Genomic DNA, 20,800 nt, shown 5'->3' with positions numbered 1-20,800 from the left:
ATTTGAGAGTTCAAATTTACAATGTTTAATTTCTAAAGTCAAAAAAAAAGCTGCTTCAATTAAGAAACAGCTTTTTTTAAATTTTTGTCTCGTCCTAAAATAAGTTGACACTAAATCGACTTATAATGAAAGACAAAGAAAACAAAGGGGGCAGGCGTTCCCAGCGGGATTATAACATGGCTTTTAAATTAGCTGTAATTTCCCAAGTTGAAAAAGGAGAAATGACCTATAGACAAGCTCAAAAAAACTATGGAATACAAGGAAGAAGTACAGTTTTGGTGTGGCTCAGAAAATTTGGTAACTTAGACTGGAGCAAACCAAACTTGTTATTTATGTCTAAATCTAAAGAAACTCCGGCACAAACCATTAAAAGGCTTGAAAAAGAATTAGCAGATGAACAGCTAAAGAATAAGATACTTAATACCATGATTGACATCTCTGATAGTCAGTACGGTACTCAGATTCGAAAAAAGTTTTCTCCCAAACCATCTTCCGCCTCAGGCAAGAAGCAGGAATAAGTTTATGTAAAAGTTGCCGATTGTTTGGGATCAGCAGGCAAGCTTTCTATCAAGGGCAGAACAGAATTACCTTAAGAGAATCTGAACTACTCAAAGTTAGAGATTTGGTTATCGGCATAAGAATGGAAATGCCTCGTATTGGCACTCGTAAATTATATCATATTCTTTGTGATCAATTTTCACAAAAGGGGATTAAGATAGGTCGAGATGCATTTTTTGATTATTTAAGAAGAGAAAAATTACTTGTAAAACCAATAAAGAGTTATACAAAAACTACTTTTTCAAAACATTGGCTGCACAAATATGATAATCTTTTGAAAGAATGTAAAATTGAACGTCCTGAACAAGTATACGTAAGTGATATCACTTATATAAAATCACAGCAAAAAACTCATTATCTCTCCTTGGTCACTGATGCTTACAGTAGAAAAATAGTTGGTTATAAACTTAGTGATGATATGAACGCAGAAAGTGTAGTTCAGGCTTTAAAAATGGCAGTGAAGAGTAGAAAATCGATACTGCCGCTAATACATCATTCTGATAGGGGTTTGCAATATTGTTCAAAGGTTTATCAAAATGTATTAGCTAAACACAATATTAAACCATCAATGACAGATGGATATGACTGCTATCAAAATGCATTAGCGGAAAGAATTAATGGAATCTTAAAAAACGAGTTTTTAATTTATAAATGCAAGGATGGAGCCACATTGGAAAAGCTTGTAAAGGAGTCAATAATTATATATAATACAAAAAGACCACATCTAAGTTTGATGATGAAAACTCCTAACTTTATACATGAAAAAACCAGCCAAGAAAACCTGACTGGTTAATATAAATTTTTATTGTAAACTGTCAACCTATTTTAGGACGACTCATTTATTTTGTTCTGAAATTATTTTCCAGATTCAGCTTTTGCATCATTTACCATTTTGTCGTTTGCAGTGATTGAAAACTCTACACGACGATTTTGTGATCTTCCTTCCGGTGTATCATTTGTTGCAATTGGATCTGCAATACCTAAACCTGAAGTTTTAAAACGGCTTGATTTTAATCCTTTTGAAACTAAATAAGCTTGTACAGAAGCAGCTCTTTGTCCAGATAATGTTAAATTATATTCTGGTTTACCAGTATTATCTGTATAACCAAAAATCTGAATATCTGTATCTCCGTAATCTGTAAATACAGGAATCAATTTATCTAAATTAGCTTTTGCCTGAGCAGTTAATGTAGATTTGTTAGTATCAAAACGAACAGAATTCTCATTTAAAGTTAAGTGAATTCCTTCACCTACTCTTTCAACATCTGCACCTGGAAGTGCCTGGTCGATTTCACGAGCTTGTTTGTCCATTTTATTTCCAATAAGAGCTCCGGTTCCACCACCTACAGCAGCTCCAATTGCAGCTCCTAAAGCAGCGTTTCCGCCATGCCCTAAATTATTTCCTAAAATACCACCAATAAGACCACCGGCAACAACTCCAATTCCGGCACCTTTTTGTGTATTATTTGCATTTTGTACTGAATCACAGCTTACAAAAAAACTAGTTAATATAAGTAAACTACTCAATCCTAAAACGGTTATCTTTCTCATTTGTATCTATTTTTTAATATTAATTAGCTCTCTGAAACTGGTAAGTCACATCCTTAACCTGTCCGCCCACATTAATGTTGTCAATTAACTGAAATGAATTATCTGTTAATCCTGCAACTTTAAGCAAGTATCCTTCTTTAACGTTTTTAGATTTTGTTCCCGGGTTAACAATTTTTAGTACAAAAAGTCCCTGGCTGTTAATGCTCCATACAATTGGAGACGTAAATGCAGTACAACTTGGCGCATTTAAAGTCATTGTCCCTTTGTTATTATTTGAAATAAAATTCCAGGTACTGCCAATAAAGCATTTTGAATCTGCAAGATCAAAAGAATTTACTTTGATATAATCAGATCCCGGATAAGTTACATTGGTAAGAACCCAATTTCCCTTTATCGCCACCTGAGTAGATTTATCAAGTTTTGTTGAAAGCGTTGGCGCTTCTGTAGAAGCAGTTGTAGACGAAGATGATTTACACGCAAAGAACATTGCGGAGATCATGCAAATGAAAATAATTTTCTTCATTTTGTACATTTTTAAGTTAATACTTACCCGTTTAACAATTATTATACCACAAATATACGATACGTTGTGATAAAATTTGTTTTAGAATCCATTTATTTTCTTTCAAAATTAACACTTGCGCCATTTTGTCATCCAAAAAACAATTGGTATTCTATTTGAAGAAATGAAAATCATCACATTAAACTCAAAAAATTAAAAAATATGACAACAGGTAAAATTAATGTTTCGGTTGAAAACATCTTTCCCTTAATCAAAAAGTTCTTATACAGCGACCATGAAATTTTCTTGCGTGAGCTCGTTTCAAACGGAACTGATGCTACTTTAAAATTAAAACACCTTATCAGCATTGGCGAAGCTAAAGTTGAATATGGAAATCCGGTTATCGAAATTAAAGTAGATAAAGACGGAAAAAAAATCCATATAATTGACCAAGGTTTAGGTATGACTGCTGATGAAGTAGAAAAATACATTAATCAGGTTGCTTTTTCAGGAGCCGAGGAATTCCTGGACAAATACAAAGATTCTGCAAAAGACTCTGGAATTATCGGACACTTTGGTCTTGGTTTCTATTCTGCTTTTATGGTTGCAGAAAAAGTTGAAATTATCACTAAATCATACAAAGACGAACCGGCAGCACACTGGACATGTGACGGAAGCCCTGAATTTACTTTAGAGCCTGCTGACAAAACTTCACGTGGGACTGAAATCATTCTTCATATCGCTGAGGATTCTCTTGAATTCTTAGACGATTCAAAAATTAGTGGTTTATTGAGCAAGTACAATAAGTTTATGCCTATTCCAATTAAATTTGGAACAAGAACAGAAACACTTCCAAAACCAGAAGATGCTCCGGAAGATTATGTAAACGAAACTGTTGAGATCGATAATATCATCAACAACCCAAATCCGGCATGGACAAAACAACCATCTGAATTATCTGAAGAAGATTATAAGAACTTCTACAGAGAGTTGTACCCAATGCAGTTCGAAGATCCTTTATTTAACATTCATTTAAATGTAGATTACCCATTTAACTTAACTGGTATTTTGTATTTCCCAAAACTGGGCACCGATATGCAAATCCAGAAAGATAAAATTCAGTTGTACCAAAACCAGGTTTACGTTACAGATAACGTAGAAGGAATTGTACCTGAATTTTTAACAATGCTAAAAGGAGTTATTGATTCACCAGACATTCCACTGAATGTTTCTCGTTCAGGCTTACAGGCTGATGGTGCAGTTAAGAAAATCTCAAACTACATTACCCGTAAAGTTGCGGATAAATTAAAAGCTTTATTCAACGAGAACCGTGCTGATTTTGAAGAAAAATGGAACGATATTAAAATTGTTCTGGAGTACGGAATGCTTTCTGAAGATAAATTCTACGAAAAAGCTGGTGCATTTGTTTTGTATCCAACTGTTGATAATACTTATTTTACTTTAGAAGAATTAAAAGAAAAACTAAAAGAAAATCAAACAGATAAAGACGGTAAACTTGTTGTTCTTTATGCAGGAAATAAAGATGCACAACACTCTTATATAGAAGCTGCAAAAGACAAAGGTTACGAAGTATTGCTTTTAGATTCTCCAATTATCTCTCATTTAATTCAAAAAATTGAAAATGATAATAGCGGAGTAACTTTTGTTCGTGTCGATTCTGATCATATTGACAACTTGATTAAAAAAGATGAAAACACGATTTCTAAATTATCTGATGAAGAAAAAGCAACTTTAAAAACTTCTTTAGAAGCTTATATTCCAAAAGCATACAGCGTACAACTGGAAGCAATGGACAGCCAGGCTGCACCATTTATTATTACGCAACCAGAATTTATGCGTAGAATGAAAGAAATGAGCCAATCAGGCGGTGGCGGAATGTTTGGAATGGGAAATATGCCAGAAATGTACAATTTGGTAGTAAACACAAATTCTGACTTAGCTTCAAGTATATTAAATACTGAAGACAAAACACATCAGGAGCACTTAGTAAAACAAGCTTTAGACCTGGCTAAATTATCGCAAAACCTATTAAAAGGTGAAGCCTTGACTGCTTTTGTAAAAAGAAGCTTTGAGATGATTAAGTAATTTTTTATTCATTAAATACCAACAAAAACCCTGTAGGCGATGCTTACAGGATTTTTTTATTGTAATTCGTTTTTTTTATTACATTTGAATGCCTTTTAATCTAACCCTTAAAAAAAACTACTATGAAAAAAATTGCTATTTCATTCTTAACCCTTTGTGCAACAGCACTAACTTACATCTCTTGTTCAAGCGACAGTGATACTGCAACTCAAACTGACACTACAGTTATTGGAGCTTCAATAACAATTGACGCCATAAACCAAATGGACATTAATACCGGATTAATCGTAACAACCGGTTCACCAGCTGGAAAATCTGCAGCTGCTATTTGTGCTACTGTTACAGTTGAAGGACAATCTTATCCAAAAGTATATTTGGTAGACTATGGAACAGCAGGCTGTACAGACAATCAAATTGTAAGAAAGGGAAAATTAAAAATCACGCTTTCAGAACCAATCATTAACACAGGAAGCAAACTTACTATTGAAAGAATTGATTATTCTTTTAACGGCATAAAACTAGAAGGAACTATTGAATACACAAACACAACAACTGTTCCGACTATCCCACAATGGAGCAGAAAAGTAAGCAATGGAAAATTTACAGATTTAGAAGGCAGAGTTTATCTAAATTCAGGAATTCATACCGTGAGACAAACTGCTGGTGTGGACACTCCTTATGTTTTAGAGGACAATGTTTACGAAATGACGGAAGGAACCCATAATATAACCACAGAAAAAGGCACAAAACTAACCTTGACTGTTCAGCAAACATTGGTGAAAAAATATTCATGTAACTTTATTTCTCAGGGCAAATTAAAAATTGAAGGCGGATTACTTAAAGGAGTTATTGACTATGGAGACAATGAATGTGACAACAAATTCACTTACACAAACGATAGCGGAGTAAGCTACAATTTAAATTTGTAAGAGTCTCATTTTAAAAAAACTATACAAATCCCAATTTAGAAATAAATTGGGATTTATTTTTTATTAAAATTTAAATCCCACTCACCACATTCAAACTATTTTCTTTATTTTGCACCAAAATCTAAAAACTAATGAAAAAATCAATTATTGCTTTTGTTGCACTTGCACTATTAGCTTCATGCAGCAAAAAAGAATCTACAAACAACCTACATATTACAGGAAACATTAAAGGATTAAAAAACGGAACTTTATATATTCAAAGAATTGTTGACACCTCTCTTGTAGCAATCGACAGTATTAAAATCGACGGAAACTCAGCTTTTGAGAGCGACATTAAATTAGAATCTCCAGAAATGCTTTATTTGTTTTTAGATCGTGGAGTAACAAACTCATTAGACAACAATATTTTATTTTTTGCTGAACCTGGAAACATAAATATCGATACAAATCTGGATAATTTTATTTACAATGCTAAAATTACAGGATCTAAAAATCAGGATTTATACCAGGAGTATCAAAAGATAAATTCTCGTTTTAACGATGAAAACCTTTCTATGCTTGAAGCAAGATTTAAAGCCATAAAAAGAAAGGACCAAAAGGCACTTGACAGCATCAACGCAAAACATGATTCAAACATTAAAAGAAAATATTTGTTTGCTACCAACTTTGCTATTAATCACAAAGATCAGGAAATCGCACCTTATATTGCTTTAGCCGAGATTTATGACATAAACGTTAAATTCCTGGATACAATTCAAAAGTCAATGACTCCAAAAGTAGCACAATCACTTTACGGAAAAAAACTAACCAAATATGTAGCCGAAATTAAAAAGCAAGACACAATAAGCAACATAAAACAGTAAAAAACAACAAGTTACAACTTAAAAAGTCACATATTTACAAATTACTAATCCTGTTTTTTTATTAGAACAGGATTTTTTATTGCCTTTTTTTAAAGCCTCCAATAAAATTATCATAAATATCTGATAATTAAATAATTAACATTTTTAAAAGTCAGAAATTACACAAATATATTTTGATTTTGTAATAACTTAGCTTCATAATTTAAAAAACTAAAAATTATGAAAAATCCACCTAGCAACATTACTCGTGCAAAATTTGATTTAATTAATTCAGCAGTTATTGAAAAATTAGAATCTTATAATCCACAACCTGATCAGGAATTAGCCTCAATTCCAAAACAAGACCCCTACACTTTAGAAGGTCAAAAATTGCGTTTAAACTTTATTCAAAAGCAATTAGGCACAAACACCGATTATCTATCAGGAGAAAAAGTATTCAGCAACAATGAAAGCTTAAAAGGAAATATTGAAAACTACATTGGCATGTCGCAAATTCCAACAGGAATTATTGGACCATTAGTAATTAATGGTACTCATGCTCAGGGAGGTTTTTATGTTCCTCTGGCAACAACAGAAGGCGCTTTACTTGCCTCATATAGCAGAGGCGCAAAAGCATGTAAAGAAAGCGGAGCAATTACCGTTATTACACTTCAGCAAGGCGTACAAAGAACTCCAACTTTTAAATTTAAAAATCTAATTGATTTAGGAAAATTTGCTTCATGGATTATGAATCATACCGAAACATTTTCATTATTAACCAAAGAAACAAGCAATTATGCCATTCTAAATGATTTAAACATCAATATTGAAGGCAATATTTTAATTTTAAGATTAGAATACACATCGGGCGACGCATCTGGTCAAAACATGGTCACTATATGCTCGGATAAAATATGCCACTATATACTTGAAAACTGCCCCGTAAAACCCATCTTTTGGACAATAGAAGGTAATTATTCCGGAGATAAAAAAACAGGACCAATTAACACAAGAGCTCGTGGAAGAAAAATTACAGCAGAAATAATCTTAAAAAAAGAAATTATTAAATCTGTTCTAAAGACTACTCCGTCATTATTACATGAACAATGGAAAATATCAGTTTCAGGAGCCCAAAAAGCTGGTGTTGTAGGAAACGGCATGCATCCTTCTAATGGCCTTGCCGCTTTGTTTATTGCCTGCGGACAGGATGTAGCCTGTACAGGTGAAGCTTCGATAGCAACGACAAGAATGGAGATCAATGAAAACAACGATGTTTATTATGCTATAACAATGTCAAACATAATTATTGGAACTGTTGGTGGCGGAACTTCATTTCCTACGCAAAAAGAATGTCTTCAATTAATGGACTGCTACGGCCCTGGCAAAAGCGGTAAATTTGCAGAAATCGCTATTGCCTTATGCTTAACAGGCGAGCTTTCGATTTTGGCAGCAATGTCTTCAGGCCAATTTACAACTGCACATCAAACACTAGGAAGATAAACTATTTAAACTCCAAAATTTAAATTCCAAATTCCAAGCTTTAATATGGAGCTTAGAATTTGGATTTTTTTTTTTAAACATAAAAAAAACCACCACATTTCTGTGATGGTTTTTGGAGCCGATAGAGGGACTCGAACCCACGACCTGCTGATTACAAATCAGCTGCTCTAGCCAGCTGAGCTACATCGGCCTTTTTTCCGGGTGCAAAGATAGAATTGTTTTTTATAATTCCAAAATAAATTCACACTATTTTTTTATAAAAAAACCACCACTATTGTGATGGTTTTGTTGAGCCGATAGAGGGACTCGAACCCACGACCTGCTGATTACAAATCAGCTGCTCTAGCCAGCTGAGCTACATCGGCCTCATTACGGGTGCAAATATAAAGCGGTTTTTCGTTTTCCCAAAATAAATTTGCACTTTTTTATGCTTTTTTTTGCTTATAATTCGTTGATTTTTGCAATCAATTGATTAGCAGTTTCTTCCAATTCAACATTTATTTGTTTGAAATGTGCTTTTTTGTTTTCAACGTTTTTTGCGTTCACTTTTGTAATCAAAGTATCAAAAGCATTGATAGCTTCGTCAACTAAAGCATTCGTTTCCGGAGTTGGATTTCCTGTTGTTGACATCTCAAACAAGTAAACCGCTTCAATAATATCTCCTAATACGAAATTGATGTCTTTCTTTAAATTTTTAACGTTTGCCATTTTTATTATAATTTTAATTTGCGTCTGCAAAAATACACATAATCTTTATATTAAGTGCTATGAAATGTAAATTTCTAAAATTGAAGCTTTTCCGCTCAAAACAAATGTATTTATCGCAGCCGGAATTAAAACAGTATCCCCTTTGGTATAAGTTTGTTTAAACCCATCAAATTCGATTTCGAAACTTCCTTCAATGCACATATATACTGTAAATGTTTCTCCGGTCCTAGAAACCTCAACTGTACTTTCTAACGGAATAAAATTGGTCGTAAAATAAGGACAATCAACCACCACATTTGATGCATTTGCTTTTGTCTCATATTTTTTTTGCGTATTAACCTTATTATAGTTTATAGCATCTAGTGCTAAATCTACATGAAGCTCTCTCTTATTTCCTTGCGCATCTACACGATCAAAATCGTATAAACGATATGTAATATCCGATGTTTGCTGAATTTCTGCCACCACCAATCCGGCACCAATAGCATGAACGGTTCCTGTTTCTAAAAAGAAAACATCTCCTGGTTTTGCTTTTACATCATCCAAAATAGAGACAAGTGTATTGTCATTTAAATGTTTTACATATTCTTCTTTACTTGAATTTTCTTTAAAACCAACAATAATTCTGGAATCAGCGTCGGCTTGCATTACATACCACATTTCTGTTTTCCCAAATGAATTATGACGTTCTTTTGCCAATTGATCATTTGGATGCACCTGAATAGAAAGATCTTCACGAGCATCTAAATATTTAAAAAGAAGTGGAAATTGTTTGCCAAATCGCTCATATACTTTTGTTCCTAAAACTTCGTCTGGAGCCTCATCAATAAGCTGCATTAAGGATTTCCCTTTTAAAACTCCGTTTGCAATAACACTCACATCTCCTTCTACGGTAGACAACTCCCAGCTCTCACCTGTAATTTTTGATGAAATTGGTTTGTTTAAAACTGTTTTTAGTTTTTCTCCTCCCCAGATTCTTTCTTTTAGAATTGGTTCAAACTGTAAAGGATATAATTGTGTACTCATCTTTTTTTTGTACTAATATCTATTTATGATATTGCAATATTTTTTCTAAATCTATAATACTAATTCTTTAATAGTCTCAAGTGCTGCCGAAATATGTTTTTCAGCATTCATACTATCAAAAATATAAATAACAACCCCGTTTCTATCAATAATATAAGTTACCCTTCCAGGTAAAAGACCAAACAGGTTGTTACGAACACCAAAAAGCTGTCTGAGTCTTTTATCTTTATCTGATAATAAAATAAAAGGCAATTTATACTTATTGGCAAATTTCTGATGCGACTTTACGCTATCACTACTTACACCAATGACTTCGGCTCCCAGATCCTTAAAATCTTCGTATTGATCACGAAAACTACAAGCTTCGGTTGTACAGCCCGGCGTATTATCTTTGGGGTAAAAATAGATTACCAACGGTTTTCTTCCTAAAACACTTTGGCTTTCAAAAGTTTCTCCGTGACTATCCTTTGCAGTAAAATTCGGAACTATATCTCCTATTTTTAATGACATTTAACTTTCTCCTTTATAGGTTACAAAATTGCGGTCTGTTTCATTCAAAATGATTTCCAAATCAAAATCAGGCTGAATTCTTTTTTTAATTTTATTCCATATCACAACAGCAATATTTTCGGCTGTTGGATTCAAATCCTGAAATTCCGGAACATCCAGATTCAGATTTTTGTGATCAAACGGTATTTCTACTTCTTCGCGTATAATATCCGCTAATACTTTCACATCTAAAACAAAGCCTGTTTCCGGGTCAATTTTTCCTGTAACACTTACTGTTAAACCATAGTTGTGACCATGAAAATTAGGGTTATTACATTTGCCAAAAACAGCATCGTTTTTCTCAAATGTCCAGTCCTTTCTGTACAATCGATGTGCAGCATTAAAATGTGCTTTTCTTGATATGGTTACTCTCATTTAGGTTTTTGGTTACTTTTGGTTATAATTTATGGTCTTCGAGATAATGATCAAATTCATCAAAAATTATCTTAAACCATACGGTATAAATTTCTGGCTGTTTTTCAATATCAGCTTTTACATCCTCAATACTCATCCATTTCCATGCTTCAACTTCTTCGGGATTTATTGCCGGTTCATCATTATAACGACCAATCATAACATGATCAAGCTCGTGCTCTGTTAATCCATTATCAAAAGGAGCTTTGTAGATAAAATGAAACAATTCTTTCAAATCAGCCTTAAACCCCATTTCTTCGTACAATCTTCGGCTCCCAGCCTCGATATTGGTCTCGCCTTCACGTTGGTGACTGCAACAAGTATTGGTCCAGAGTAAAGGTGAGTGGTATTTGTGATGAGCACGTTGCTGTAGCATTATTTCATTTTTACTATTTAAAATAAAAACAGAAAAGGCGCGATGCAAAAGTGCTTTTTCATGCGCTTCTAATTTTGGCATTAAGCCAATCTGCTCATCTTTTTGATTAACTAGTATTACGTTTTCTTCTATCATAGGGCTTATTGAACAAACAAAAATACGAAAAAAGAAATGGCTATAAAATCTCAGAAAACATTATGAAAAGTTTAACTTGTTTGAAAACAAAACAAAATACTGATTCACAGTACACTGCACATCATCAAACTTTAAAAATCCTTTTAAAAACAAACTATAAAAACTACTTATGTTTATTTTACGTAAATAATAAAAAGTTAAAACATACTTAAATATATCTGAATTCTAATTATTGTACTATTTCTGAACAGCATGTCATCGTATCTTTGATATTCAGACTAATTCACCTAAGATTCATGAAAACGAATAACTTAATTTACACTATTTGCTTTTTAATACCACTTTTCATTTTACAAGCCTGTGGGCAAAACACGAAAAAGCAAACTACAAGTACGGTTACTATGGAAAATAAAATAAGCAAACCGGAAAATCCTTATTATTCTAATACCGACACTACAAAATTAAACGTAAGCAATGCCGAATGGAAGAAAGTCCTTCCTGAAGATGTTTATGCTGTAATGCGCGAAGCAGATACCGAAAGACCTTTTACAGGAAAATATTGGAATACAGACGAAAAAGGAACTTACTACTGCGCTTCCTGCGGTAACAAGCTTTTTAGATCAACTGCAAAATTTTCGAGTAGCTGCGGCTGGCCAAGTTTTTTTGAACAGGACAGTAAAAAAAGTGTGGTTTACAAAAATGATAACTCGCTTGGCATGGAAAGAATCGAAGCCCTTTGCGGACGTTGTGGCGGGCATTTAGGTCATTTATTTGATGACGGCCCCGAACCAACCGGAAAGCGTTATTGTATGAATTCAATTGCTCTTGATTTTATCCCTGATAACAAATAATTAATTTTATGAAAAATATACTTTTAATCTGTTTTCTTGCTTTATCACTAAAGGGTTTTGCACAGAATAAAAAAGCATCAAATCTTGAAACCATTACACTTGGTGGTGGTTGCTATTGGTGTGTAGAGGCCGTTTATGAGAATTTAGACGGAGTAAAATCTGTCGTTTCAGGATTCTCCGGGGGCAAAGTTGCAAATCCCACTTACGAAGAAGTTTGTACCGGAACAACAGGACATGCCGAGGTTGTTCAGATCACTTATGATAAAAACATAACTGATATTAATGAAATCTTCAAGGTGTTTTTTACTGTACATGACCCAACAACTCTAAATCGTCAGGGAGCAGATGTTGGAACTCAATATCGTTCTGTAATTTTTTATAAAAACGAAGAACAGAAAAAAGCCGCTCAGAGCATTATTGCAGAACTCAATAAAGCAAAAGTCTACAACAATCCAATTGTAACTAAAGTAGAACCCTTTAAAACATTTTATAAAGCCGAAGATTATCATCAGAATTATTACGCAAACAACAAAAATCAGCCGTATTGTAAAATGGTAATTCAGCCTAAAATTGAAAAATTTGAAAAAGTCTTTAAAGACAAACTCAAAAAGAAATAATTATTAATTCAATCAAAGACCACTAATGAAAATGAGTGGTCTTTTTTTTTGCCACTAATTTTTATTCTCTAAAATCGGGAATATTTTTTGCCACAGATTAAAAGATTTTCACAGATTTAAAATCCAAATAATCCTTTAATCTGTGGCAAAAAAATCAAGAATATAATTCGTGAGAATTAGTACAATTCGAGACAACTTCTTTTCTACAATAGCAATTCATAATTTTTGTAATTTGCATGAATCAAAAAACTAAAACCAATCATCAAAAACCACAAAAAATGAAGCAATTATTCTTATTATTTGTTTTTTTATTCACTGTAAATCAAGTAAAATCACAAGAAAACCTTCCGACAGATTATCTCACTAAAGAATTCCACAAAGGCCGTCGTGAAGCTTTTAGGGCTTTGATGCCTGCCAATTCTGTAGCGGTTGTATTTGCTTACCCTGAAAGAGTTTTTTCAAAAGACATCAACTACAATTATCACGCAAATCCCGATATGTATTACTTAACGGGATACAAAGAACCTGATGCTGTACTGTTAATTTTCAAAGAAGCTCAAGGAACTGAGAAATACAATGAAGTCCTTTTTGTTAGAGAAAGAAATACAGCTCATGAAATGTGGACAGGAAGACGTTTAGGAATTGAAGGCGCAAAATCGAAACTAGGTTTTACTACTGTTTATAACGGAAAAGACTTTAAAGATTTTGCCATTGATTTTAAAAAATTCGATAAAGTAATTTATGATGCGATCCCAACAGACATTCGTAATGACAAAAGCGGATTTGATCTTTTTGGACTTTTGGAAAACTTTAAAACCAAGGCCGCAATAAATACTGACGATAAAGCACCTATTGAATCTTTTGCAGATATTACGAGTTCTCTTAGAGAAATAAAAACTCCCGAAGAACTTGTTCTAATGCGCAAAACTGTAAAATTATCCTGTGTTGCCCACAACGAAGTAATGAAAGCAGTTGGCCCAGATATGAGCGAAAACGAAGCTGATGGAATTCATGCTTATATACACAAGCACTATGGCGCCGAAGGCGAAGGCTATGGCCCGATAGTAGGTGCCGGAGCAAACGGATGCATATTACATTATTGGGAAAACAACGCCACAAAAATGGACAATCAACTATTATTAATGGATGTTGGCTCTGAGTATCACGGTTATTCTGCAGATGTTACCAGAACAATTCCGGCAAACGGAAAATTTACCGAGGAACAAAAAGCGATTTATCAAATTGTTTATGATGCTCAGGAAGCTGTTTTCAAAATCTGTAAGGCAGGAACTCCTCTTGTTGCCCTAAACGAAGCTGCAAAAGATGTTATCGCAAAAGGACTTATCAAATTAGGTATCATCACAGATCCAAAAGAGGTAAAATTATACTATCCGCATACCTGCTCTCACTTTCTTGGTTTAGATGTTCACGACAAAGGAACTTACAAAGGACCACAGACAGTTATAAAAGAAAATATGATTCTGACCGTTGAACCTGGAATTTATATTCCTGCCAACAGCAAATGCGATAAAAAATGGTGGAATATTGGTGTTCGTATCGAAGATGACATTTTAATGCTTAAAGATTCTTACGAAAACTTATCAGCAGAATCTCCTAGAAAATGGCAGGATATCGAAGCTTTAGCCAAACAAAAAAGTACTTTTAATGATATGAAACTTCCGAAAATATAAATCCTGAAAAGTTTTTAAAAGCAAACTAAAAATAAAACCTAAAAATAACTATAAAACCATTAGTAAATAAAAAGTTTTTACTAATGGTTTCTTCTTACAATTTCACAAATATTCGGATCAAAACAAACACAAACAACTAACAACAAGCTATTTACAACAATAAACAAGACTAATAATTTAGTTTTAAAACATTTCACGTCTCTTTTTTTTGTAAATTAGTAGTCCCAAAATAGAAGCTATTTATCGCACTTCAATTTCCCAAACCAGTGAAGATAAGCCGAAAAAAAACAATGGATTTAAACAAGCGGCATAAGGATCTATTACCTAAATCTAAGGATCTCACAACCGCAAAATGAAATCCAATTTTTCTAGCTAAATATCCTAACCGTAATTTTTCGAATCAGAAAAAATTTGCCTCTTTGTATTAATTTAAAAAAATGCATTGCAAGAGAACTTTGTCTTTTTCATAACGCAACCATGATAAAATTCTCAAAACGAATACGCAATAAACAATTCTGGAAAAATTTAATCAATAAAAAAGAAATGAAAACAATTAAAAAGAATTTAATGTCTCTGTTCATACTATTACTTTTACTATTAAGTGTGAATATCTATGCGCAAGACCCTATAAAAGTAGCGCCTAACGCGTATAAAAAAGTACTTCTTGAGAATGAAAGAGTAAGAATAATGCAAGTTGAGATTACTCCGGGAGAAACAATCCCATGGCATCATCATCCTGATCACACCATCTATGCATTGACTGATGGAAAAATTGAAATAACCGATAAAGGCAAAGCACCTGTTATTATGGATATTAAAGCCGGGGATGCCATGTACATACCTACAGTGACACATATGGCAAAAAATTTAGGGGATACAACTGTGAATTTAGTTGTAACAGAAATAAAACCCAGAACTAAAAAATAGGATATTACGGGTATCATAACCTTTTAGTTTTTAACTCAAAGTAACAACCTGAATTCAAGTTGTTACTTTTTTTTATTTTTAAGAGCATCTTTAAAATGGAGCCAATATATTTTCCGTTATTTGTAACCTCAAAAAACTAAAAATGAAAGCACTTACCTTCTCTTCTTTTGGGAATTCAGATGTTTTAGAATATATCGAAATCCCAAATCCACAACTAAAAAGCGATGAGATTTTAATCGAAATGAAAGCTATCGGATTAAATTTTGCCGATGTTTACAGACGAAAGGGAAATTATCATTTAAAAGGAAATCCACCTTTTATTGCGGGTTACGAAGGTGCCGGAATTGTAATCGATGCCAATAATCATCCTGAATACAAAGTGGGCGATCGTGTGGCTTTTGCCGACGCTCCTTTTGCAAATGCCGAACTGGTTGCTGTAAACACCAATCATATTTTACCTCTGCCAGAAGCGATTTCGTTTGAAACCGCAGCTTCTATATTATTACAAGGTTTAACCGCACATTATTTAGCCACCGATAGTCATAAAACTCAAAAAGGTGAAACAGTATTAATTCACGCCGTTGCTGGCGGAGTTGGTCAGATCTTAACCCAAATCAGTAAATTTTTAGGTGCAAAAATCATAGGCTTAACCTCATCTGCAGACAAAGCCAAAGTGGCAACTGAGCAAGGTGCAGATCATGTTTTTCTTTACAATGAAGATTGGAAATCACAAGTTTTTAATGTAACTCCAAAAGGAGTTGATGTTGTTTATGACAGTATCGGAAGCACTTTAACAGAAAGCTTCGAAGTGACTAAAGAATGTGGTCAGGTTGTTTTCTTCGGAATGGCAGGCGGCGATCCTGAATATGTAGACCCAAGAATGTTAATGGATACTTCAAAAACTTTAACCGGTGGCGATTTATGGAGTTACTTAAACTCAAAAGAAGAAAGAATCAAAAGAGCTAATCAATTATTCAACTGGATTACTGAAGGCAAAATCAAACTTTCTGAACCAACATCCTTTAAATTATCTGAAGGAAAACTGGCACATGATTATCTGGAAAGCCGAAAAAGTACAGGGAAAATAATTTTGATTCCGTAAATAATAATCTGGGCGTGCCACCAATATAAAAAGGGGCTGACTATTGCAATCGCTTAGTCGCCCCTTTTTATATTGCTGTCGGGCTATCCGCGCTACTTCGGTAGCCGGCTCCTATCCCTCACGCATAATCAGTTTTCAGTCTCAGTTTTCACCGTAATCTTGTCATTTCAAGGAATGAGAAATCATATAAAATCCGTTCTTATCTGTGTCTTCACTTAGCGAATCCGTTTTATCCGCGTACTTTCTTTTCTGTAATCCCTTTGTGATCTTTACAAAAGCAAATAAAAATAAAGCCTAACTAACTTTGCAACCTTTGCGGTAAAACTCAGTCCATTTTACAACTGATTAATCTCAATCTTTGTTACCTCGGACAATTCTAAGATTCTGTCTACATCATTTTTATTTGCTACAAAAAACAAATAATTATCTCCATACGTATCATACGTCATTAGCTCAAGATTATATTTCTCTAAAGCCGATTGAATATAAGGGAACAAATCATGACTATAGGTTTCTTCCGGATAATCGAAATTAAGATCTTCGCCAATCATTTCAGAAATAAAATATTCAGCATCTTCAGGATCAAATTTCCAATCGCTGTTCCAGGCATCAATACTTTCAAAAAACTCAAAATGATCTTCGACTATTTCGCAATAATCCTCTGCTGGTCTCTTAAAGTTTTTAAATAGTTTCTTAGATTTCCCTTTAAGTTCTTTTTCTTCAATATTACCTCTAGAAACCAAGTGTATAAATTCTTCAAAAGTTTCTGCTGTCACTTCTTCACTTTCTAACAAATTTTCAGAGGAAGGAAGCTCAACGGTTTGTGGAATTTCAATATTTAAATACTGACAAATTCCCTGCAAAACAACTTTTAAATCCTGAATTCCAATTTCCTCAGTTTCATTTTTAGGATTCTTAAAATCAAGAGATTCAGCCCCCAGCAATCCTTTTGTATAATCCTCAAAATAACTATTTGTATACAAAATCTTAAAATCATTTGTTTCGAGACTATTAGTACAACAAAAAAAGATTATAAAATTATTCAAAACGCGTTTAAAATGCGTTTTCATTTCCGGATCTGGTTTCGAGTAAAACTGAATATGAATAAAATCATACTCTAAATCCTGCTGCATTATTTCTTCAGACAAAGGTCCGATATCAATCTTTTTGTAGAGTTCATTTAAAACCTCATAAGCAGTATTAAAACCCGCTTTTTTAATTTCTGCTCTACCCTCTTCATGATCTAATGAAGTCGGAAAAGCATATAAATTAACCAAAACGGAATCCTGAATCCCTTTCATCTTGAATTCAAAACTATTAGCTTCATGATACAAATAACCATAAATCGGGTCAATAACATCAAAAGAAATTATCGATTTTGGGTCATTATTTCTATTAAATAAGTTTGAAAAGAAATTTTTCATAAATGATATTTAGCGGTTTTAGACTACAGATTTACTCCATTGAATATTTAAAACTTTGATTCATTTTATCAAAAGGGATAACCTCATTTACAATTGATTCCAATTCAACATCAGTTAACAATCCTCTTGCAGATTCTTTTATTTTTGGCGATACGTTTATTTCGTAATCAATAATTTCACGTTTTAAAATAGCCGACAAAATTTCATTTTGACGATCTGTTAAATACTTTTTATGAGATTTAAGTACCGATTCGATATCATTTCTAAATTCTTCATCACTGAGTTCATTGTAAAGATCCTGCTTTGACATGTCGATCAATAAAACTTTAAAAATAAACTCCTGCAGGTTTTTAGCCAGATAATCAACTTCATTCATATCATGCCATACAAAAACAATGGGCACATCGCCATTATTTTCTTCATTTAGAAAAAAGCAATAATGATCGCCGCCTCCACTTTTTGCAAAGGGAATAAATCTAAATTCCGGGTTTATATTACGATAATCTTCAGGATCTTTAAGCTCTTCAATTTCTTCAGCAACTGATTTTAAATTCAGAGATTCAAAATCATACGAATGTAATAGTAAAGGCGGATTATCTCTTAAAGTTGGATAAACTTCGGTGAACCAATTTGGCCCATATTCTCCAACATCAAGCATACCATCGGCAGCTAGTTGTTTGTATAAATTGGGGAATTTAAAGCTGTGTTTTGTTTCAATTTCTTGTATGGTCATATTTGGGGAATATTCTATTAGAATCAAATGACCAAGATAATAATCTTTTAACTACATGAAAAGTCCTGTGCCAATTATTTCAAGGATTCCGCAATCATCAATGCGCATTTTTCACCATCGATAGCAGCAGAGATAATTCCGCCCGCATACCCTGCTCCTTCTCCGCACGGATACAAACCTTTGATTTGCAAATGTTCTAAACTCATTGGATCTCTCGGAATTCTTACTGGTGATGACGTTCTGCTTTCCGGAGCGTGCAAAATGGCTTCATTGGTCAAATAACCGCGCATTGATTTTCCAAATTCCTGAAATCCCTGACGTAAAATCTGAGATAAAAATCCCGGAAAAACCTGCCCCATTTCAACTGAAGTTGTTCCGGGAACATAAGATGTTTTCGGAATATCTGATGAAACTTTGTTTTGTGTAAAATCGATCATTCTTTGTGCCGGTACTTTTTGAGTTCTTCCCGCCAGATGCCATGCTTTCTGCTCGATGCTTTTTTGAAATTCCATTCCCGCCAAAGCTCCAAATTTTGCAAACGGTTTAAAATCTTCTAATTTCAATTCGATTACAATTCCTGAATTTGCCGTCGCCTGATCACGTTTTGATGGCGACCAACCATTTGTAACTACTTCTCCCGGACTTGTCGCACAAGGGGCAATTACCCCACCCGGACACATACAGAATGAATACATTCCGCGACCGTTTACTTGTTTTACGATAGAATACGGTGCCGGCGGTAAATGCTCCCCGCGATAATCACAACTGTATTGAATGCTATCAATTAATTCCTGTGAATGTTCCGCACGAACTCCTAAAGCAAAAGGTTTTGCTTCTATAAAAATTTTCTTTTTATCTAATAATTCAAAAATATCGCGAGCAGAATGTCCCGTTGCCAGAATTATTTTATTCGCCAGAATTTTGTCTCCTTTTTGAGTAACGATTCCCTCAACTTCATTGTTCTTAACCAAAATATCCGTTACACGGGTTTCAAACAAAACCTGACCACCAAACTCGATAATTTTGTTTCGGATATCTTCAATAATTTTCGGCAGTTTATTCGTTCCAATATGTGGATGCGCTTCTATCAAAATATCTTCTGAAGCTCCAAAGGCTACTAAAAGCTCTAAGATTCTAGTTACATCTCCACGTTTTTTAGAACGTGTATATAATTTCCCATCAGAATACGTTCCGGCTCCGCCTTCACCAAAACAATAGTTAGAATCTTCGTTTACGATATGTTCAACATTTATTGCTTTTAGATCACGTCTGCGTCCGCGAACATCTTTTCCACGTTCAAGCAAAATTGGTTTTAAACCTAGCTCTATTAATTGCAAAGCAGCAAAAAGTCCCGCAGGACCAGCTCCAACAACAATCACTTCTTGTGCCGAAAAAACGTCCTTATATATAGGTAGCTCTATTTTAGTCTCCTGAAAAGGTTCTCCCTGCAAATAAATAATAACTTTCAGATTGATTTTAATCGCTTTTTGACGCGCATCAATCGAACGTTTTAAAATAGAAATGTGTTGAATTTCTTTAGGAGAAACCTTTATTTGTTTAGACAAATAGTCTTTTAGCAACAATTCGTTTGCAGCTATTTCCGGAGTTACCTGAAGTAAAAGTTCTCTTGGCATTGTATCTTTTTTATTCTATTAGCTTTTCTTTCTATGAAAAGAACATGCAAAAGTACTATTTTGAAATGAGATTTTATCTTTACTATAGAATTTGCATGCAGATTTTACATTTACCTACCCACAAAGCTTTACGATCTTTCTAATTTCTTTTTAGCCACAGATTATCATGATTAAAAAGATTTCTTTTAGAACAGTTAGACACACTTCAGTGCGTCACTACAGAAAAAAACTCAGAACCTCAGAATCTTTTTTCAAAATAGACTTTGTACCTTTGCCTCTCTGAACCTTTGCACCTTAAAAAAGAATGTCTAGAAAAATAAAACTGATTTGGGATTTTCGCGGTCCGGCTTCTGCAAAGACAGCCGAGCATCATGAAATTCATTTAAAAGAATATATCGCAATTGAAAAACTACCCTTGAATATCACTGGATATAAAATCATAAACGACATGTATGCAACTGCATTTATGGTTGTAACCGATGAAAATATGATTCAGGTAAGAGATGCTTTGAAACCGCATCGAGGGGAAGTTTATACGGAGTAAAATTCCAATATTTGAAATTCCAAATTCCAAAAACAATCAAAAAAAATAAATTCCAAATTCCAAGCAATCTGTAGCATTGGA

Annotated in this window: 21 protein-coding genes and 2 tRNA genes; 11 read left to right on the top strand and 12 right to left on the bottom strand. The window is 33.7% G+C overall.

Annotated features, from left to right (window positions below; translation table 11 throughout):
• Nucleotides 1-125: 125 nt before the first annotated feature.
• Nucleotides 126-1,351 (top strand): IS3 family transposase gene (locus tag OLM51_RS06330; protein WP_413614532.1). Its coding sequence is split into 2 segments (ribosomal slippage): nucleotides 126-465 and nucleotides 465-1,351, totalling 1,227 coding nucleotides; the frame shifts between segments, so codons are not numbered across the junction.
• Between the two features lie 62 nt (nucleotides 1,352-1,413).
• Here OLM51_RS06330 and OLM51_RS06325 read toward each other — a convergent pair.
• Both OLM51_RS06325 and OLM51_RS06320 read right to left on the bottom strand, forming a co-directional pair.
• Entirely contained in the window at nucleotides 1,414-2,109 is a 696-nt protein-coding gene (locus OLM51_RS06325; RefSeq protein WP_264553504.1) for an OmpA family protein, read from the bottom strand.
• A gap of 19 nt (nucleotides 2,110-2,128) precedes the next feature.
• Nucleotides 2,129-2,632, bottom strand: coding sequence for a lipocalin family protein (locus tag OLM51_RS06320; RefSeq protein WP_264553503.1), 504 nt, complete (start codon nucleotides 2,630-2,632; stop codon nucleotides 2,129-2,131).
• 201 nt (nucleotides 2,633-2,833) lie between these two features.
• On the opposite strand from OLM51_RS06320, the gene htpG reads away from it, so the two are divergent.
• The 4 genes from htpG to OLM51_RS06300 all read left to right on the top strand — a co-directional run bounded on the left by htpG (nucleotide 2,834) and on the right by OLM51_RS06300 (nucleotide 7,988).
• Nucleotides 2,834-4,717 (top strand): molecular chaperone HtpG, encoded by a 1,884-nt coding sequence (gene htpG / locus OLM51_RS06315; protein ID WP_264553502.1) that lies wholly within the window; start codon nucleotides 2,834-2,836, stop codon nucleotides 4,715-4,717.
• A gap of 122 nt (nucleotides 4,718-4,839) precedes the next feature.
• On the top strand, nucleotides 4,840-5,646 hold the full coding sequence (locus OLM51_RS06310; protein WP_264553501.1) for a hypothetical protein: 807 nt from the start codon (nucleotides 4,840-4,842) through the stop codon (nucleotides 5,644-5,646).
• A 131-nt stretch (nucleotides 5,647-5,777) separates the two neighbouring features.
• Complete coding sequence (locus tag OLM51_RS06305; protein ID WP_264553500.1) at nucleotides 5,778-6,509, top strand: DUF4369 domain-containing protein; 732 nt, start codon at nucleotides 5,778-5,780, stop codon at nucleotides 6,507-6,509.
• Nucleotides 6,510-6,728: 219 nt separating this feature from the next.
• Nucleotides 6,729-7,988 carry a hydroxymethylglutaryl-CoA reductase gene (locus OLM51_RS06300; protein WP_264553499.1) on the top strand — a complete coding sequence of 420 codons (1,260 nt, stop codon included), beginning with the start codon at nucleotides 6,729-6,731 and terminating at the stop codon, nucleotides 7,986-7,988.
• Nucleotides 7,989-8,101: 113 nt separating this feature from the next.
• On the opposite strand, the gene OLM51_RS06295 is transcribed toward OLM51_RS06300, so the two are convergent.
• From OLM51_RS06295 to idi, 7 genes are all read right to left on the bottom strand, one after another.
• A tRNA-Thr gene (locus OLM51_RS06295) sits at nucleotides 8,102-8,178 on the bottom strand.
• A gap of 101 nt (nucleotides 8,179-8,279) precedes the next feature.
• Nucleotides 8,280-8,353 (bottom strand) — tRNA-Thr (locus OLM51_RS06290).
• Nucleotides 8,354-8,429: 76 nt separating this feature from the next.
• Nucleotides 8,430-8,696, bottom strand: a complete 267-nt coding sequence (locus tag OLM51_RS06285; RefSeq protein WP_213258942.1) for a hypothetical protein — start codon at nucleotides 8,694-8,696, stop codon at nucleotides 8,430-8,432.
• Nucleotides 8,697-8,753: 57 nt separating this feature from the next.
• Entirely contained in the window at nucleotides 8,754-9,722 is a 969-nt protein-coding gene (locus tag OLM51_RS06280) for a type I phosphomannose isomerase catalytic subunit (RefSeq protein WP_264553498.1), read from the bottom strand.
• A gap of 51 nt (nucleotides 9,723-9,773) precedes the next feature.
• Entirely contained in the window at nucleotides 9,774-10,232 is a 459-nt protein-coding gene (locus tag OLM51_RS06275) for a peroxiredoxin (protein WP_264553497.1), read from the bottom strand.
• Nucleotides 10,233-10,646 carry a 6-pyruvoyl trahydropterin synthase family protein gene (locus OLM51_RS06270; RefSeq protein WP_264553496.1) on the bottom strand — a complete coding sequence of 138 codons (414 nt, stop codon included), beginning with the start codon at nucleotides 10,644-10,646 and terminating at the stop codon, nucleotides 10,233-10,235. It abuts the gene before it with no gap.
• Between the two features lie 22 nt (nucleotides 10,647-10,668).
• Entirely contained in the window at nucleotides 10,669-11,196 is a 528-nt protein-coding gene (gene idi / locus OLM51_RS06265; RefSeq protein WP_264553495.1) for an isopentenyl-diphosphate Delta-isomerase, read from the bottom strand.
• A 296-nt stretch (nucleotides 11,197-11,492) separates the two neighbouring features.
• Here idi and msrB point away from each other — a divergent pair, with 296 nt between their 5' ends.
• The 5 genes from msrB to OLM51_RS06240 all read left to right on the top strand — a co-directional run bounded on the left by msrB (nucleotide 11,493) and on the right by OLM51_RS06240 (nucleotide 16,384).
• Entirely contained in the window at nucleotides 11,493-12,047 is a 555-nt protein-coding gene (gene msrB / locus OLM51_RS06260) for a peptide-methionine (R)-S-oxide reductase MsrB (RefSeq protein ID WP_264553494.1), read from the top strand.
• Nucleotides 12,048-12,055: 8 nt separating this feature from the next.
• Complete coding sequence (gene msrA / locus OLM51_RS06255; RefSeq protein ID WP_264553493.1) at nucleotides 12,056-12,664, top strand: peptide-methionine (S)-S-oxide reductase MsrA; 609 nt, start codon at nucleotides 12,056-12,058, stop codon at nucleotides 12,662-12,664.
• A 278-nt stretch (nucleotides 12,665-12,942) separates the two neighbouring features.
• Complete coding sequence (locus OLM51_RS06250; RefSeq protein ID WP_264553492.1) at nucleotides 12,943-14,355, top strand: aminopeptidase P N-terminal domain-containing protein; 1,413 nt, start codon at nucleotides 12,943-12,945, stop codon at nucleotides 14,353-14,355.
• Between the two features lie 567 nt (nucleotides 14,356-14,922).
• Nucleotides 14,923-15,282, top strand: coding sequence for a cupin domain-containing protein (locus OLM51_RS06245; RefSeq protein WP_264553491.1), 360 nt, complete (start codon nucleotides 14,923-14,925; stop codon nucleotides 15,280-15,282).
• Between the two features lie 142 nt (nucleotides 15,283-15,424).
• Entirely contained in the window at nucleotides 15,425-16,384 is a 960-nt protein-coding gene (locus OLM51_RS06240) for a quinone oxidoreductase family protein (protein WP_264553490.1), read from the top strand.
• 335 nt (nucleotides 16,385-16,719) lie between these two features.
• On the opposite strand, the gene OLM51_RS06235 is transcribed toward OLM51_RS06240, so the two are convergent.
• The 3 genes from OLM51_RS06235 to OLM51_RS06225 all read right to left on the bottom strand — a co-directional run bounded on the left by OLM51_RS06235 (nucleotide 16,720) and on the right by OLM51_RS06225 (nucleotide 20,175).
• Nucleotides 16,720-17,808, bottom strand: a complete 1,089-nt coding sequence (locus tag OLM51_RS06235; RefSeq protein ID WP_264553489.1) for a hypothetical protein — start codon at nucleotides 17,806-17,808, stop codon at nucleotides 16,720-16,722.
• 31 nt (nucleotides 17,809-17,839) lie between these two features.
• Nucleotides 17,840-18,541 carry an SMI1/KNR4 family protein gene (locus OLM51_RS06230; RefSeq protein ID WP_264553488.1) on the bottom strand — a complete coding sequence of 234 codons (702 nt, stop codon included), beginning with the start codon at nucleotides 18,539-18,541 and terminating at the stop codon, nucleotides 17,840-17,842.
• Nucleotides 18,542-18,615: 74 nt separating this feature from the next.
• Nucleotides 18,616-20,175, bottom strand: coding sequence for an NAD(P)/FAD-dependent oxidoreductase (locus OLM51_RS06225; protein ID WP_264553487.1), 1,560 nt, complete (start codon nucleotides 20,173-20,175; stop codon nucleotides 18,616-18,618).
• A gap of 304 nt (nucleotides 20,176-20,479) precedes the next feature.
• Here OLM51_RS06225 and OLM51_RS06220 point away from each other — a divergent pair, with 304 nt between their 5' ends.
• Entirely contained in the window at nucleotides 20,480-20,719 is a 240-nt protein-coding gene (locus OLM51_RS06220; RefSeq protein ID WP_264553486.1) for a hypothetical protein, read from the top strand.
• Nucleotides 20,720-20,800: the final 81 nt, after the last annotated feature.

This window comes from Flavobacterium sp. N2038 (assembly GCF_025947185.1).
Lineage (GTDB): Bacteria > Bacteroidota > Bacteroidia > Flavobacteriales > Flavobacteriaceae > Flavobacterium.
The sequence above is the reverse complement of the archived record's forward strand: the minus strand, read 5'-3'. Positions and strand labels throughout refer to the sequence as shown.

Coding starts and splice junctions, on each gene's coding strand:
- OLM51_RS06235 (WP_264553489.1), bottom strand. CDS start 17,808: ATGAAAAATTTCTTTTCAAACTTATTTAATAGAAATAATGACCCAAAA.
- OLM51_RS06275 (WP_264553497.1), bottom strand. CDS start 10,232: ATGTCATTAAAAATAGGAGATATAGTTCCGAATTTTACTGCAAAGGAT.
- htpG (WP_264553502.1), top strand. CDS start 2,834: ATGACAACAGGTAAAATTAATGTTTCGGTTGAAAACATCTTTCCCTTA.
- OLM51_RS06245 (WP_264553491.1), top strand. CDS start 14,923: ATGTCTCTGTTCATACTATTACTTTTACTATTAAGTGTGAATATCTAT.
- idi (WP_264553495.1), bottom strand. CDS start 11,196: ATGATAGAAGAAAACGTAATACTAGTTAATCAAAAAGATGAGCAGATT.
- OLM51_RS06305 (WP_264553500.1), top strand. CDS start 5,778: ATGAAAAAATCAATTATTGCTTTTGTTGCACTTGCACTATTAGCTTCA.
- OLM51_RS06320 (WP_264553503.1), bottom strand. CDS start 2,632: ATGAAGAAAATTATTTTCATTTGCATGATCTCCGCAATGTTCTTTGCG.
- OLM51_RS06250 (WP_264553492.1), top strand. CDS start 12,943: ATGAAGCAATTATTCTTATTATTTGTTTTTTTATTCACTGTAAATCAA.
- OLM51_RS06300 (WP_264553499.1), top strand. CDS start 6,729: ATGAAAAATCCACCTAGCAACATTACTCGTGCAAAATTTGATTTAATT.
- OLM51_RS06325 (WP_264553504.1), bottom strand. CDS start 2,109: ATGAGAAAGATAACCGTTTTAGGATTGAGTAGTTTACTTATATTAACT.
- OLM51_RS06220 (WP_264553486.1), top strand. CDS start 20,480: ATGTCTAGAAAAATAAAACTGATTTGGGATTTTCGCGGTCCGGCTTCT.
- OLM51_RS06280 (WP_264553498.1), bottom strand. CDS start 9,722: ATGAGTACACAATTATATCCTTTACAGTTTGAACCAATTCTAAAAGAA.
- OLM51_RS06310 (WP_264553501.1), top strand. CDS start 4,840: ATGAAAAAAATTGCTATTTCATTCTTAACCCTTTGTGCAACAGCACTA.
- OLM51_RS06270 (WP_264553496.1), bottom strand. CDS start 10,646: ATGAGAGTAACCATATCAAGAAAAGCACATTTTAATGCTGCACATCGA.
- OLM51_RS06230 (WP_264553488.1), bottom strand. CDS start 18,541: ATGACCATACAAGAAATTGAAACAAAACACAGCTTTAAATTCCCCAAT.
- OLM51_RS06225 (WP_264553487.1), bottom strand. CDS start 20,175: ATGCCAAGAGAACTTTTACTTCAGGTAACTCCGGAAATAGCTGCAAAC.
- msrA (WP_264553493.1), top strand. CDS start 12,056: ATGAAAAATATACTTTTAATCTGTTTTCTTGCTTTATCACTAAAGGGT.
- msrB (WP_264553494.1), top strand. CDS start 11,493: ATGAAAACGAATAACTTAATTTACACTATTTGCTTTTTAATACCACTT.
- OLM51_RS06240 (WP_264553490.1), top strand. CDS start 15,425: ATGAAAGCACTTACCTTCTCTTCTTTTGGGAATTCAGATGTTTTAGAA.
- OLM51_RS06285 (WP_213258942.1), bottom strand. CDS start 8,696: ATGGCAAACGTTAAAAATTTAAAGAAAGACATCAATTTCGTATTAGGA.